Raw genomic sequence first — 13,508 nt, 5'->3', positions numbered from 1 at the left:
AAAAATAAATCACTGAACGAATAAATTTAATCCTAAGTATAATCAATGTTTTTGTTTGATGCAAATTGATTCGATAAATAAAAAGGACCAAGACATTTACGTGTCCTGATCCTTTTTGAAGTACTTGATGGTAAAAAGCTATTTTTGAAAGCTTACTTGCCTCTTTTAATTTATTGCTTGAAGTTGACCGCTTGGAACCACAACCTTATTCACGGTGTTCCCCAATCAACTCTTCGACATAGCTCACAATCACTTCAAAATATGAAATGCTATTTTGAGTGTCTGCTCGCTATCTTTTCGGAGCTAATCGCTTGGTGCCACAACCTTACTTCACATTTTCAATCAATTTAAAGCTTGACCAAGGTTTCAAGAAATCAAGCAAGAATAATTCATCTGCTGAAATTCGGCCGACTACATTTACACGACCGTCATTTTTCATTTCTTTCAAAGCAATTTGTGTTTCACCTTTGTACTGACCGTAGCCAACATTATCAATCAAAACATCTCCGTGAGCCATGTCACGAGTATTATGAGCTGGGAAAGGTTTATCTTTGTAATAAACACGAGTCATTGTCGAACGTAAAATATATTCTGAACGATCTCCTCGATAGCTGTGTAAGTTATCAAACAAGCAAATACGTTCGTCTTCGGTAATGCCTTCTTCTACATCGACTTTTAATGTTGGATAATCTGCATTGAAAGCTTCTGCCATTGCTTTTAATTCTTCCTCACTTGCATAAGCGTTCCCAACAGAAATATCATCAATCAAGCCAGTTAACATCAAATGTTTTACTTGCGTTGAAATTTCTAAATCACGATGGTCTTCTAATGAACACAACCCATCTTGTGTTGGCCATGGACCAAAAGTGGCAACTTGTGAATTCACAAATGCCATCGTATTCAAATTATATTTTCTGAATTTTTCTGAACAATAAACAAAGTGATCGTAACTCAAACCAGAATAGCGATGTGGGTAAAAGTTATGAGATCCCAATAAATTATTTGTGTTTGGTGAATAACTCATGATGTTATCCACGTAGTTTGTTCCAGAACTCATATTGATTTCAATTTTGATTCCATATGGGTTACGTGTCATCTTCGCTTCTTCTGCACCCGTAAAACCAATATCTAAACGTACGCCATAAGCGCCCATTTCATCAAAGAATGATAAATCATCATAAGAAATCTCAAGTTGTTCAAATAAGGCAGGATTGATATCTACCATTACTTCCATTCCTAAGCTATTCGCATAGTCGACTACTTTTGTAAATTCGGCTAATACTTGCTCTTTGTTATCATTCACTTGTAGCAAGCTTGTAAACACACGTTTAAATCCATATTTATGTGCTAAATCTAAATATGCTTTATCCTTTTCAAATGTTGAGCGTTCTGGGTAAATCGAAACTCCAAGTTTTCCCATAATCCTATTGCCTCCTAGCGGTTTGCTTTTTTGTATCCACTTACATTATAACAAACATGATACAAATGGTCTACACCTTTTACCAAGGCTTTCAAAAAGAAAAATCGCTTGCTAATTTTCATTAGGTTTTTGTTCAAGAGTTTGCTATCATAAATGTAGACTATTTTTAAAGAAGAAAGGATCCAGATATGAAAAAGAAAAAATTAATGTTAACTCTTGGACTGGCTGCAGCTCTACTCGTTGTTGCAGGCTGTTCAACCAATCAAACAACTACTTCAAGCACGAAAGCAAGTACTGCAGAAAGCACGACTGAAAGTAGCGTTGACCTCAACGCTTTGGAATTACCCCAATTAACGAACGAAGTTGCTGCAAATGAATCATTAGTCGAAATGACCACTAGTGAAGGAACAATCAAAATCAAATTGTTCCCTGAATTAGCACCAAAAGCAGTTGAAAATTTTATGACGCACGCCAAAGATGGTTATTATGATGGCTTAACTTTCCATCGAGTGATCAAAGACTTCATGATTCAAGGTGGCGATCCAAAGGGTGATGGCACTGGTGGTGAAAGTATTTGGGGAGAAGGATTTGAAACAGAAGTTTCGAATCAGTTGTACAATATTCGTGGTGCACTTTCAATGGCACGTTCACAAGATCCAAACAGTAATGGTAGCCAATTCTTTATCGTTCAAAATTCTGATGACGTACACGACGGCTTACTAAAAGATGATTACCCTCGCGCAATTATCGATGCGTATAAAAATGGTGGTTATCCAAGTTTAGATGGCCAATATACCGTCTTCGGACAAGTAATCGAAGGAATGGACGTCGTTGATAAAATCGCGCAAGTTGAAACTGACAGCAATGACAAACCAACAACTGACGTAAAAATCGAAAGTATCAAAGTTTTACAAGAAGCTGAAACAAAATAAATCATTAAAAAGAGGAGAAGACTTTTCTGATAAGTCTTCTCCTCTTTTGCTTTGCCTAAATTAAAAAATTAAGCATTAAGCATCTTGGTTTACGATAAAAGTAAATTCACATTCGCAAACTTTTTTGCCATCAACGTATGCAGCTGAAAGTGCAGTACCCACAGCTCCCTTTAATTTTGTGATTTCAAAGTGACACTTCATTACATCACCTGGTACAACTTTTTGACGGAATTTTGCTTTATTGATTCCCCCAATGTAGGCACGTTTCCCTAAGAATTCTTCTGATTTCAAAATTAAAATTGAACCAGCTTGCGCCAAAGTTTCTAAAATCAAGGCTCCCGGCATCACTGGATTATCTGGAAAATGACCTTGGAAAAAATCTTCATTGATTGTGACATTTTTCGTCGCAACGATCTTCTTTCCTGGCTCTAATGTGTCCACGTAATCAATATAACAAATCGGGTAGCGATTAGGAATCAAATCCATAACTTCTGTAGCAGATAAAACATAAGACATATATATGCTCCTTCTTTCATTTCAGGCAAATGCCAATTCATTTATTACTTTGATTATCAAAGTATCATATTCCTAATTATTTAGCAATCTTTTTTTTAATATCAAAAAAATAGTTTGACAATCAAAGCATTTTGCCTAATAATAAGAAATCAAGGAAGTTATTTTCTTTTAAGCACTTATCTTTTTATTTTATTTTTTTACTAGACAACGAAATTTTTCGCGAAACAAAGGAGAGTCAATATGTCATTTTTAAAAGGAAAAAAAATCGTCATTATGGGCGTCGCAAACAAAAAGAGTATTGCGTGGGGCTGTGCCGAAGCTATGCAAAAACAAGGAGCAGAAATCATCTATACTTATCAAAATGAACGCATGAAAAAATCTTTACTAAAATTAGTTGGTGAAGATGCTTTTACTGTCGAGTGTGATGTCGCTAGTGACGAGAGTATCGAGCAAGCAATGGACGCTATCGGCGCTTACGCTGGTGAAATTCACGGACTTGTTCACGCAATCGCTTATGCAAATAAAGAAGAATTATCAGGAAATGTTTCAGATATCTCTAGAGATGGTTATCAATTAGCACAAGATATCAGTAGCTATTCCCTAATCGCTGTCACAAAATATGCGCAAAAATATTTGGCACAAAACAGCGGAATCGTCAGCATGTCTTATCTTGGATCTGAACGTGCAATTCCAAACTACAACATGATGGGAATCGCTAAAGCATCACTTGAAGCAGCCATTCGTTACTTGGCTGCAGAACTTTCACCAAAAGGTATCCGTGTCAACGGAATTTCTGCTGGTGCAATTAAAACTTTAGCTGTGACAGGCGTCAAAGATTACCAAAAACTAATTCAACTATCTGAATCACGTACACCAGATCAACAAGGTGTCACAATTGAAGAAGTCGGCAATGCTTGCGCGTTCTTGATTAGTCCACTTTCAAGCGGTATGATTGGTGATATCGTTTATGTGGACAAAGGTGTTCACTTATCATAAAAATCGTTAGCATTATTTAGAAACAACTGATAAAAAAGCGGTTGGCGCTGATGCGTCACCCGCTTTTTTTCACCTACTATTTGATTGAGTAACAACAAAAGAAGCTGGAAAATAACTCTCCAGCTTCTTTGTATTTTTCTTTGTGCTAGTCCACTACTTGGATCCAACCCTCAGGTGCTGCTACGTCACCAAATTGAATGCCAGTTAATTCGTCATATAAACGTTTAGTTACAGGCCCCACTTCAGTTTCACTGTAGAAAACATGGAGTTGATTATCATGATAGATTCCGCCAATTGGTGAAATAACTGCCGCAGTCCCACACGCACCTGCTTCTGCAAATTCATCAAGCTTGTCAATGAAGACGTCTCCTTCGATGGCATCCATCCCTAAACGTTCTTCAGCAAGCTGCAGCAACGAATATTTGGTGATACTTGGTAAAATAGATGGTGATTGTGGTGTGATGAATTTTCCATCTTTTGTAATTCCAAAGAAATTCGCCGCGCCAACTTCTTCAATTTTTGTATGCGTCGCTGGATCTAAGTACACACAATCAGAATAGTCTAATTCATGTGCTTGTGTTCCAGGTAATAAGCTAGCTGCATAGTTCCCGCCCACTTTAGCTGCTCCTGTTCCTTTTGGTGCAGCACGATCGTAATCGGAAACGATAAAGTTCGTTGGTTTTAATCCACCTTTGAAATAAGCACCAACAGGCGTACAGAAGACAACAAATAAATATTCTGGTGCTGGGTGCACACCAATATTTTCTCCTACACCAATCAATAAAGGTCGCAGGTATAACGTTGCACCTGTCCCATAAGGTGGTACGAATTCCTCGTTCGCTTTGACAACTTCCTTGACTGCATCCACAAACATTTCTTCCGGAACCATTGGCATCAATAAACGACGTGCACTTTGGTTCATTCGGCGACTATTTTGTTCAGGACGAAATAGATTGATTTTTCCATCTTTTCGACGATACGCTTTTAATCCTTCAAAACATTGTTGCCCGTAATGTAACGCAGGTGATCCTTCGTGAATCGTTAAGTAATTATCTTCTGTTAACTCACCTTTGCTCCATTCTCCATCTTTCCATTTAGCAATGTAGCGCCAAGGTGTTTTGATATATGAAAACCCAAGATTATTCCAATCTATTTGCATATTCGTGTCCCCTTCATGTTTTTCTCCATATTTTACCATTCGCTTAGTTGTTTGTCATTTTTATTTTGAAAAACACTTTTTCTCTTCCATTTTCTTTTTTTCTACTTCTTGATACAATGTTACAAAGAACGAGTGAAAGAAAAGAGGATTCTATGTATTTAGCACAAATAACAGAAACAAAAACATCATCAAGTGAAACAATTACCGACCAAGCTGTCCAGCAAGTAAATGCTTTCCAACGATTTTGGAATGAGATTGATTGGGACGCGATCCTTGCAACGTTTATCGAAAAAACACTTTATCTGATTTTTCTAGTAATTCTTTTTAGTGTTTTGAGCAAAATTGGAAAATACTTACTTGATAAGTCATTTAGCCAATATTCCAAAAAAGCCAGTTTGAACGAGAGTCGTTTAAAAACTCTCCACAGTTTACTTCATACAATTTTCCATTATACACTTGGCTTCTTCTTTATCTATGCGTTGTTGTCCGTCATCGGTGTGCCGATTGGTTCCTTATTGGCGGGTGCCGGAATCGCCGGGGTTGCCATTGGTTTAGGTGCACAAGGCTTCATGAATGATATGATTACCGGTTTTTTTATCATCATGGAGCAGCAAATGGATGTTGGTGACTATATCCAGTTAGCAAATTTGTCCATTGAAGGCACTGTTGTTTCCGTGGGGATTCGTACGTTACAGTTAAAAGCAACAGATGGAACTGTTCACTATATTCCCAATCGAAATATCACCACGATTAGTAATTTATCACGGGCAAATATGTTAGTTCGTTTAGATATCCGAATCGTCCCTGAAGAAGGTTATGATAAAATTCAAGCTGTGATTCAGCAAGTCAATCAACAGCTGGCAGAAAAATATCAAAATGAGTTGCAAACTGAACCAACGATTTTCGGACTTGTTGATTTAGGTAATAGTAACTTTGCGATTCGAACAATTTGTTACGCACTAAACGGCAAGCAACATGTCTTAAAAGAGGAATTCCTTAGTGCATATGTTCAAGCATTGACGACAGCTGGATTTACGATTCCGAATACGCCAGTCGGAACGGTGGGTTAAACATTAACAAATGGGCTCCTGTCATCCATAAAAGAATGCCAAATTCATTTGTGTATTGAATAAAAAGCTCGTTTTATTTCATTTAGTTTTTAGAAAATGAATGCAAGAACTATTTGTTGCTACACGAGTAAATACTATCCGTGTAGCAATAGAAAAAAGGAGAAAAAGAGTAGCTACTCTTTTTCTCCTTTTTTCTATGATTTCTCCATACATCGAATGTGACACATACTTCGTGTAACAGCTTCATTCAACAATCAGTTTACATTTTTATTTATTTCGGCTCTTAGTTCAAATGCTGAAATATAATCCATAAAATAGCTGTCTTTTTTTTCAACACTTTTCGGTGAAATACCAGAAAGAATTTTAGCATCAAATCCTAGCAGAGAACTATTTGTTTCAACCATACCAACTGATTCATCAAGAAAAATATATATTCGCTTATCTTGTAGGAAAGGATCTGTCACACTTTGAATAAAGTATGGGTGCTGATAATAGTTTCTACTTTTTTCATTGTCTATTACAAAGAAAAGTTTGAGTGAAACGCCTTTTGATTTATCAAAGTGGATTGAATGAATGAGATTGTTTTCTAATCATTCATTCCGTTTTTGCGGAAGAAAATCAATTGGTTTTTCTTCCAGATCAACAAGTTGTTTCAAAATATCGCTTGTTTTTTTTCGATTATCAACATAGATAAACGAGTCTTGGTGCTTTATAAGTAAATCTGAAAAGTCTAACAACTATTTTTTCCTTCTCTAGCTAATAGTTAATATCTCTTGATTAACAATACTAGTAAAAATCATTTTTCTTCATTGATTACTACAGTTAAAATTATTTTTTATAGTTAATAGCTTCATATTTTTTGATATCAACCAAATACAAGTATACCAAAAAAAGAGTCAAAAACAGAAAAGTTTCGGACTCTTAAATGATAAAAAGAAATTATAACTTATGTACCATCCCTCCAAAGCTAGACTTTGAAATCAGGCACAATTTGTAACCTCTTTTTGTATTCATTTTTTATTGAACATTTACGTCCATGACTTGATAGAAAGCATTTACTGTATCACTAATATTCCAAACGGCTAGAATAAGGTGATAACCATTGCGGTTTTGTGGAACAGAGATAGTATGATTAACCAATTTTGGTGGTACTGTTGCATTGTCATTTACTTGACCAATTTGTTCGAAATCGCTAAATTTTAATGGCTGATTAGGATTCCAACCTGGTTTAGTCATGTAATAATCCCAAGTACTTGTTCGATGCTGTGCAGTTAATGTCCAAGAAACATTTAATGAACCTGTATTGATTTGACTCTTATGCCAACGAGTCGCTGTTTGTTCATCTAAAGGCTCAAAACCTGTCACACCAGCACTTGCGATTTTTCCGTCGATAAATGTATTTTTCAATGCTTCAATACTTTGTGGTTCCCACTGTGCACGACCAACGTTTTGATTCAAGTTCCCCGCAGCTGCTGTTCCAAAATAGGCACGACTACCAGGTTGTGTCACATAGCCATGTGCAAACCCAGGAAGACTAAAACCAAATAATCCAATCCCGACCAAAACCAACAATAAAACTTTACCAAGCTTTTTCATAAATGAACCTCCTCTGATTTGATAGTTACATTGTAACCGCTTACTTTCGTTTTGGAAATAAATATGCTTGGCAGTTTGGTTATTAAGTTGCACAACAAAAAAACAGACAGTGACAAAAACCTTTGTCCTGTCTGCCTTCAATCAACCATTTCACATTTAAAATAACCAATAAAATAAAATGATTGTTTTTTTAATTTAACAGATTGATTGTTTCTTTTAGTCCTTCAGTTTTAGAAGTCAAAATATTTCGTCTCTCTAATTCATGGACCATGAAATTCACCGCTTTTAATAGTTCTTTTCGAGTGATGATTCCTTTAAAAACTTTTTCTTCTGTGACAACGGGTAGAAAAGGTGAATTAACTAACAAATGCAACACATCTTCTAGCTCCCAGTTTTCGTCAACTGTCGTAACGCCAACTTCCATCACATCTGCGACCGTCAAGCCCTCTAATGGTTCCATGCTGATATTTTGCAAATCCAACATTTTATTCACTACATCAGATAAACTAATCAATCCGACAAAGCGATCGTTTTTGTCCAAAACAGGAATTTTTGAATATCCGACTTTCGACAAAACAAGTAAGCCATGAGAAAGCGGGTGTTGATAAAGGACATTTGCTACGTTTTCTGCAGGAATCAAAAATGTGTCTTGATTTTCCAACAGCAGTTCTCTTACTACAGGTCCAATCATCGAGTGGCCTCCATTCTTATTTGTTCAACAACTTTATTTTACCGAAACCGGATGCAAAATCCATAAAGAAATGATGAATTTTTAGCAAAAATTAGAAATTAATCCATAAAATCAGCGAGAAAAGTGAAAAACTAATTCTTCTACTGGTTGATGTGCGCGATTATAATAGTGCACATTGATCTCATCGGCTAAACTTTCAATGATTGCATACGATGGAATTTGAATGGGTCCGCGTGGTTGTGAAATACTACCGGGATTTAAAAATAAAATGCCATTTTCCACCTCACAACCAATCTGATGTGTGTGACCAAAAAATGCCATATTGGCTTCTACTGATTGAGCTTCTAGAGCTAACTGAGTCAAATCAAAACGAACGTTCGACAGATGTCCATGGGTAAGATAAATGGTGTCACGACCAGTATTGATGACCTTCTTTGCTTCAAAACCTGGACCGTAATCACAGTTTCCTTGGACAACCTGAAAATTTTCCCACAATGAATCGTCTGCAGGTAATTCTGAATCTCCACAATGAAAGAAAAAGTCAACTTCTGAACGATAGCGTTTGACTAAATCCACCAAAATATCACGGTCACCATGATTATCACTTACAACTAAATAGCGCATTTATTTTGCTCCTTCCAACCACTGTTGCCATTTTTGGCTCAATTTTTTCATTGCTTGTCCGCGATGACTCACTTGATTTTTTTCCTCGCTAGACATTTCCGCAGCTGTTTGCGTTGAACCGTCTGGAATGAACAACGGATCATAGCCAAATCCATTTTCTCCCTCAGGAATTCTAGCAATTTTCCCGGGCCACTCTGCTTCCACCACCAAACTATCTTTATCAGGTGCTGCAAAGACTAATGTGCAATGAAATTGTGCTGTTCGTTGTTTATTGGGGACATCTGTTAACTCATGCAATAATTTTGCATTGTTTCCTGCATCACTTTTTGGTTCTCCTGCAAAACGTGCGGAATAAACACCTGGCATCCCACCTAATGCATCGACTTTCAAACCAGAATCATCTGCTAATACAGGCTGCTTTAAAATCTGTGCAATTGTTTCAGCTTTTAAGCGAGCATTTTCTTCAAAGGTTTTCCCTGTTTCTTCTACATCTGGTATTTCAGGATAGTCAAACAAGGTTTTGACTGCATATCCTTCTTTGCCAAACATTTGGCGGAATTCTTCCGCTTTTCCGGGATTTTTTGTTGCAATGACGATTGTTTTTGCTACTTCTGGCGTTTGACTTGCTTCAGTTGAAAGTTCAGTCAACAACGCATGCTTTTGCTCTGCAATCAGCTGTTCGATTGCTGATTTCCCATAAAAAAGCATGTCATTTAATTGTTCACCATCAAAAGTTGCCTCTTCACCCGTTCCTTGAATTTCCACAAATTTGCCAGATTCAGTCATTACTAGATTCATATCAACTAACGCTGCAGAATCTTCTTCGTAATCTAAATCTGCTACGCATTGACCATCAGGCAAGATTCCTACACTAATGGCAGCCAAGTGTTCTTTCAAGGGATCTTCTGTCACTTCTTTTTCTCTGACCAGTTTCTCAACCGCTAATGTTAAAGCGACAAAAGCACCTGTAATACTTGCTGTGCGTGTTCCGCCGTCAGCTTGAACTACATCACAATCAACGATGATGCTTCTTTCACCTAATTTTTCCAAATCGACGACTGCGCGCAAAGAGCGGCCAATTAATCGTTGGATTTCCACCGTTCGACCAGTTAATTTTCCTTTACTGCTTTCACGACGATTTCTAGTATTTGTTGCTCGAGGAAGCATGCTGTATTCCGCAGTGACCCAACCTGTACCAGTTCCTCGCAAAAACGGCGGAACAGAAGCTTCAATTGTCGCAGAACAAATCACTTCTGTGTCACCAAAACTGATGACCACTGATCCTTCGGGGTGTTTGAATACATTGGTACGAATATCAATTTTTCTTAATTCTTGTGCTTTTCTTCCATCATGACGCATGCGCTATTTTCCTCCTAATTCGATATGTTCCACTTCTAACTCATCAAGCGGTAACCAGTCTTGGGCAATTTCTTTAAACAATTTAGGTGAGCCTGTTGTGTAAAACTTGCTGATTGTTCGTCCTGGAACGGGCGCGTTACTGATTTCAAAATAATCGAGTAACATAGAAACTTCTCCAACAGTCTCTGCACCTGAGTCGATCAAAGTCACACTTTCTCCCATTACATTTTGAATGATTGGGCGTAACAATGGATAGTGAGTACAACCCAAAATAAGTGTATCTAACTTTTTGGTTAGCAGTGGTGCTAAAGTTTCTGCTACGATTTTCTTTGCAACAGAGGAATGATACTCATTACTTTCCACCACTGAAACAAACTTTGGACAAGGTAAGCTACTAACGGTCAATTCCGGTGCTTTTTCTTTGAGTGCTGATTCATAGGCACCACTTTTAACCGTACCTAATGTTGCAATCACTCCTACTTGTTGATTTTTCGTTGCTTTTAAAGCAGCACGCGTTCCCGGAAGGATAACTCCAATCACAGGAATAGGCAATGTCGCTTTGATTTCTTCTAGAGCCACTGAAGTTGCAGTGTTACAAGCGATCACAAGCATTTTGATTCCTTGATCGACCAAATAGTTAGTCATTTCCCAAGTAAATTGAATCACTTGTTCTGCAGGTCGCGGACCATATGGACAACGCGCAGTATCTCCTACATATAAAATATTTTCATTTGGCAATTGCTTCAGTGCTTCTTTGACAACTGTAAGGCCGCCAACACCTGAATCAATAAAACCTATTGGGCGATTATCTGACAATGGAACCCATCCTTTTTTTTGATTTCATTCTATCTGTCTATTGTGGACTTTTTGGTACAATTTTTCAAGTCTTGAACTTCTTACAAAGCTTGCTTATCACTCTTCTTTTACAAAGAAAAAACCTCAACCCTTTGTTCATTTTTCAACAAAGAATTTGAGGTTTTTTTTAATAACTATATTTTCGTCGCTCCAAAAAGCCCGATAATAATGAGAGTGCGTAACAAATGACAAAGTACATCAACGTCATTGCTACAAACATCGGTAAAACATAATTCGTATTTTGCCCATAAATGATTCGCGCTTGGTGCGTCAACTCTGGTAAAGAAATAATTACGGCTAATGACGTATCTTTAATTAATGAAATCAATTGACTGACAATTGCGGGAATCATTGATTTAAATGCTTGAGGCATGACTATCGTCCGCATCGTTTCAACATAAGTCAATCCAGTTGATAGCCCTGCTTCCATTTGTCCTTTTGGCACGGCATTCAAACCTGCGCGGAATATTTCTGAGAGCATTGCTGATTCAAAAATCGTCAACGCAGCAACTGCTGACCAAAAGATATTCATTTGGATTCCCACTTGGGGTAAAGCAAAATACGTGAAGAAAATGATTAGTAACAATGGCAGATTTCGAATGACATCAATCACCAAACCAACAATTTTGGATAAATAAGGAATATTCGCAAAACGGATCACGCCAGTTAAGCCACCAATCAAAAAACTAAAAATGATTGAGACCAATGAAACTTCGACGGTCACTTTCAATCCCTCTAGTAAAAAACGGATATTCATCCATGAAAAAGCACCACTAAAATCCATTCAACTTCCTCCTTCTATGAACGAACTGCCCATTTTTTCTCAAGATGAACCATCAAATAAGAAAGGGGCAACGTAATAATCAAATAAAATAGACCAACAATAATATAGGTATCAAATGTATTGAATGTTTCGCTGGCAATCAAGTCACCTTGATACATCAAATCTAATCCTGCAACCATTGCTAAAATAGATGAGTTTTTCACTAAATTGATAAACTGATTTCCTAACGGTGGAATAACTATTTTAAAAGCTTGAGGCAATACGATGTAGCGCATCGTTTCTGAATAAGTAAAACCTGAAGAAAGCCCCGCTTCCATTTGTCCACTAGGAACCGTTTGGATTCCTGAACGAACCGTTTCCGCAATAAACGCGGATGTATAAATCGTTAAACCAATGGTTCCGGCTTGAAAACCGTTCAATTGTAGCCAATACATAGGTACCACTACATAGAAAAACATGACAATAATCAGTAATGGAATATTTCGGAAAAACTCAACGTAAGCTTTTGCCAGACCATTGACTAATTTATTTTTTGATAACTGAAAAATCGCCATCAATGTTCCAATAACTAAACTAGCTACGAGCGCCAAAACACTGGAAAAAATTGTAATTTTGAATCCTTCTGCAAAGGTCGCTCCATAAGTTTGTATCAATTCACTCATATTGCTCCTCCTTAATCAACTTTGCCATCTGTTTCATTTGGAAACCAGCGTTGATAAATTTCATCATACGTACCATCAGCAATCATTTCTGCTAATGCTTGATTGACCTTACCTAAAAATTCTTCTTGCCCTTTGTTGATTGCAATGCCATAAGGCTCATTGGTGAAGGTTCCCCCAACTAACGTATACGCTGGGTTTTCAGCCGCCATTCCTAAAAGGATCGCATTATCAGTCGTCATCGCATCACCTTGACCTGACTGAAGTGCCGTAAACGCCTCTGCATAATTTTCTAGTTCTAAAATCTTTGCATCTGGTGCATGTTCACGAATATTTGCTGCTGAGGTCGAACCTTTGACAGCCAAAACTGTTGTCGAAGCATCCAAATCAGTCACGCTTTGGATACTGCTCCCTTTTTTGACTAGCAATGATTGTCCAGCATCAAAATAAACATCTGAAAAATCAACTTGTTTTTTTCGTTCATCCGTGATGGTCATCGTTGCGATGATTGCATCAATATTTCCATTTTTCAACAACGGAATCCTAGTTTTCGATGTTACTTCGATAAAATCAGCTTGCCCATCTTCACCAAGTATTTTCTTGGTGATAGCTTTTGCAATATCGATATCAAAACCTTGAACTTCACCAGACTTGATGTCCATCATGCCAAATAAACGAGTATCATATTTGACACCCCAGGTAATCTTATTTGTTTCTTTGACTCTTTCTGCGATATTTTCGTCCGCTACGCTTGTGCTTTTACAGCCAACCAGTGCAAGTAGCACGATACTTAACAGAAAGAGTAAGCGAAAGCTTTTTTGCTTTTTCATACAATTCCTCCTAAATT

At 37.3% G+C, this 13,508-nt stretch carries 15 protein-coding genes; 3 read left to right on the top strand and 12 right to left on the bottom strand.

Going from position 1 to position 13,508, the window contains the following annotated elements; translation table 11 throughout:
• Positions 1 to 325: 325 nt before the first annotated feature.
• Positions 326 to 1,420: a DUF871 domain-containing protein gene (locus tag AB3I20_RS00180; protein WP_067482352.1), complete on the bottom strand. Its 1,095-nt coding sequence runs from the start codon at positions 1,418 to 1,420 to the stop codon at positions 326 to 328.
• Between the two features lie 188 nt (positions 1,421 to 1,608).
• Between AB3I20_RS00180 and AB3I20_RS00175 the strand changes: the two genes are divergently transcribed.
• On the top strand, positions 1,609 to 2,352 hold the full coding sequence (locus AB3I20_RS00175; RefSeq protein WP_067482354.1) for a peptidylprolyl isomerase: 744 nt from the start codon (positions 1,609 to 1,611) through the stop codon (positions 2,350 to 2,352).
• Between the two features lie 75 nt (positions 2,353 to 2,427).
• Here the strand turns inward: AB3I20_RS00175 and fabZ are convergent, their stop codons facing one another.
• Entirely contained in the window at positions 2,428 to 2,868 is a 441-nt protein-coding gene (gene fabZ, locus AB3I20_RS00170) for a 3-hydroxyacyl-ACP dehydratase FabZ (protein ID WP_095803684.1), read from the bottom strand.
• Positions 2,869 to 3,108: 240 nt separating this feature from the next.
• On the opposite strand from fabZ, the gene fabI reads away from it, so the two are divergent.
• A complete protein-coding gene (gene fabI / locus AB3I20_RS00165; RefSeq protein ID WP_067482358.1) occupies positions 3,109 to 3,864 on the top strand; it encodes an enoyl-ACP reductase FabI in 756 nt (251 codons plus the stop codon).
• A gap of 145 nt (positions 3,865 to 4,009) precedes the next feature.
• On the opposite strand, the gene AB3I20_RS00160 is transcribed toward fabI, so the two are convergent.
• A complete protein-coding gene (locus AB3I20_RS00160; RefSeq protein ID WP_086270888.1) occupies positions 4,010 to 5,062 on the bottom strand; it encodes a branched-chain amino acid aminotransferase in 1,053 nt (350 codons plus the stop codon).
• A gap of 113 nt (positions 5,063 to 5,175) precedes the next feature.
• On the opposite strand from AB3I20_RS00160, the gene AB3I20_RS00155 reads away from it, so the two are divergent.
• On the top strand, positions 5,176 to 6,093 hold the full coding sequence (locus tag AB3I20_RS00155) for a mechanosensitive ion channel family protein (RefSeq protein ID WP_067482362.1): 918 nt from the start codon (positions 5,176 to 5,178) through the stop codon (positions 6,091 to 6,093).
• Positions 6,094 to 6,347: 254 nt separating this feature from the next.
• On the opposite strand, the gene AB3I20_RS00150 is transcribed toward AB3I20_RS00155, so the two are convergent.
• The 9 genes from AB3I20_RS00150 to AB3I20_RS00110 form a co-directional block, all read right to left on the bottom strand.
• Positions 6,348 to 6,497 (bottom strand): hypothetical protein, encoded by a 150-nt coding sequence (locus AB3I20_RS00150; protein WP_249024359.1) that lies wholly within the window; start codon positions 6,495 to 6,497, stop codon positions 6,348 to 6,350.
• Positions 6,498 to 7,110: 613 nt separating this feature from the next.
• On the bottom strand, positions 7,111 to 7,689 hold the full coding sequence (locus AB3I20_RS00145; protein WP_067482364.1) for a lytic polysaccharide monooxygenase: 579 nt from the start codon (positions 7,687 to 7,689) through the stop codon (positions 7,111 to 7,113).
• Positions 7,690 to 7,879: 190 nt separating this feature from the next.
• Positions 7,880 to 8,380, bottom strand: coding sequence for a cyclic-di-AMP-binding protein CbpB (gene cbpB, locus AB3I20_RS00140; RefSeq protein WP_067482366.1), 501 nt, complete (start codon positions 8,378 to 8,380; stop codon positions 7,880 to 7,882).
• A 111-nt stretch (positions 8,381 to 8,491) separates the two neighbouring features.
• Positions 8,492 to 9,004, bottom strand: coding sequence for a metallophosphoesterase (locus tag AB3I20_RS00135; RefSeq protein ID WP_075491713.1), 513 nt, complete (start codon positions 9,002 to 9,004; stop codon positions 8,492 to 8,494).
• Positions 9,005 to 10,363 (bottom strand): ribonuclease PH, encoded by a 1,359-nt coding sequence (rph, locus tag AB3I20_RS00130; RefSeq protein ID WP_368026785.1) that lies wholly within the window; start codon positions 10,361 to 10,363, stop codon positions 9,005 to 9,007.
• A gap of 3 nt (positions 10,364 to 10,366) precedes the next feature.
• Positions 10,367 to 11,179, bottom strand: a complete 813-nt coding sequence (gene racE, locus AB3I20_RS00125; protein ID WP_067482372.1) for a glutamate racemase — start codon at positions 11,177 to 11,179, stop codon at positions 10,367 to 10,369.
• Between the two features lie 166 nt (positions 11,180 to 11,345).
• On the bottom strand, positions 11,346 to 12,002 hold the full coding sequence (locus AB3I20_RS00120; RefSeq protein WP_067482374.1) for an amino acid ABC transporter permease: 657 nt from the start codon (positions 12,000 to 12,002) through the stop codon (positions 11,346 to 11,348).
• A 14-nt stretch (positions 12,003 to 12,016) separates the two neighbouring features.
• Positions 12,017 to 12,664 carry an amino acid ABC transporter permease gene (locus tag AB3I20_RS00115; RefSeq protein ID WP_067482375.1) on the bottom strand — a complete coding sequence of 216 codons (648 nt, stop codon included), beginning with the start codon at positions 12,662 to 12,664 and terminating at the stop codon, positions 12,017 to 12,019.
• A gap of 11 nt (positions 12,665 to 12,675) precedes the next feature.
• Entirely contained in the window at positions 12,676 to 13,491 is an 816-nt protein-coding gene (locus AB3I20_RS00110; RefSeq protein WP_071868993.1) for a transporter substrate-binding domain-containing protein, read from the bottom strand.
• Positions 13,492 to 13,508: the final 17 nt, after the last annotated feature.

Source organism: Enterococcus sp. C50 (assembly GCF_040887505.1).
Classification (GTDB): Bacteria; Bacillota; Bacilli; order Lactobacillales; family Enterococcaceae; genus Enterococcus_B; species Enterococcus_B thailandicus.
Note: the sequence above shows the minus strand (reverse complement) of the source record. Positions and strands in the feature narration are given on the sequence as shown.

Coding starts and splice junctions, on each gene's coding strand:
- cbpB (WP_067482366.1), bottom strand. CDS start 8,380: ATGATTGGACCTGTAGTAAGAGAACTGCTGTTGGAAAATCAAGACACA.
- AB3I20_RS00175 (WP_067482354.1), top strand. CDS start 1,609: ATGAAAAAGAAAAAATTAATGTTAACTCTTGGACTGGCTGCAGCTCTA.
- AB3I20_RS00160 (WP_086270888.1), bottom strand. CDS start 5,062: ATGGTAAAATATGGAGAAAAACATGAAGGGGACACGAATATGCAAATA.
- fabI (WP_067482358.1), top strand. CDS start 3,109: ATGTCATTTTTAAAAGGAAAAAAAATCGTCATTATGGGCGTCGCAAAC.
- AB3I20_RS00180 (WP_067482352.1), bottom strand. CDS start 1,420: ATGGGAAAACTTGGAGTTTCGATTTACCCAGAACGCTCAACATTTGAA.
- AB3I20_RS00155 (WP_067482362.1), top strand. CDS start 5,176: ATGTATTTAGCACAAATAACAGAAACAAAAACATCATCAAGTGAAACA.
- fabZ (WP_095803684.1), bottom strand. CDS start 2,868: ATGTCTTATGTTTTATCTGCTACAGAAGTTATGGATTTGATTCCTAAT.
- AB3I20_RS00150 (WP_249024359.1), bottom strand. CDS start 6,497: ATGGTTGAAACAAATAGTTCTCTGCTAGGATTTGATGCTAAAATTCTT.
- rph (WP_368026785.1), bottom strand. CDS start 10,363: ATGCGTCATGATGGAAGAAAAGCACAAGAATTAAGAAAAATTGATATT.
- AB3I20_RS00120 (WP_067482374.1), bottom strand. CDS start 12,002: ATGGATTTTAGTGGTGCTTTTTCATGGATGAATATCCGTTTTTTACTA.
- AB3I20_RS00135 (WP_075491713.1), bottom strand. CDS start 9,004: ATGCGCTATTTAGTTGTAAGTGATAATCATGGTGACCGTGATATTTTG.
- AB3I20_RS00115 (WP_067482375.1), bottom strand. CDS start 12,664: ATGAGTGAATTGATACAAACTTATGGAGCGACCTTTGCAGAAGGATTC.
- AB3I20_RS00110 (WP_071868993.1), bottom strand. CDS start 13,491: ATGAAAAAGCAAAAAAGCTTTCGCTTACTCTTTCTGTTAAGTATCGTG.
- AB3I20_RS00145 (WP_067482364.1), bottom strand. CDS start 7,689: ATGAAAAAGCTTGGTAAAGTTTTATTGTTGGTTTTGGTCGGGATTGGA.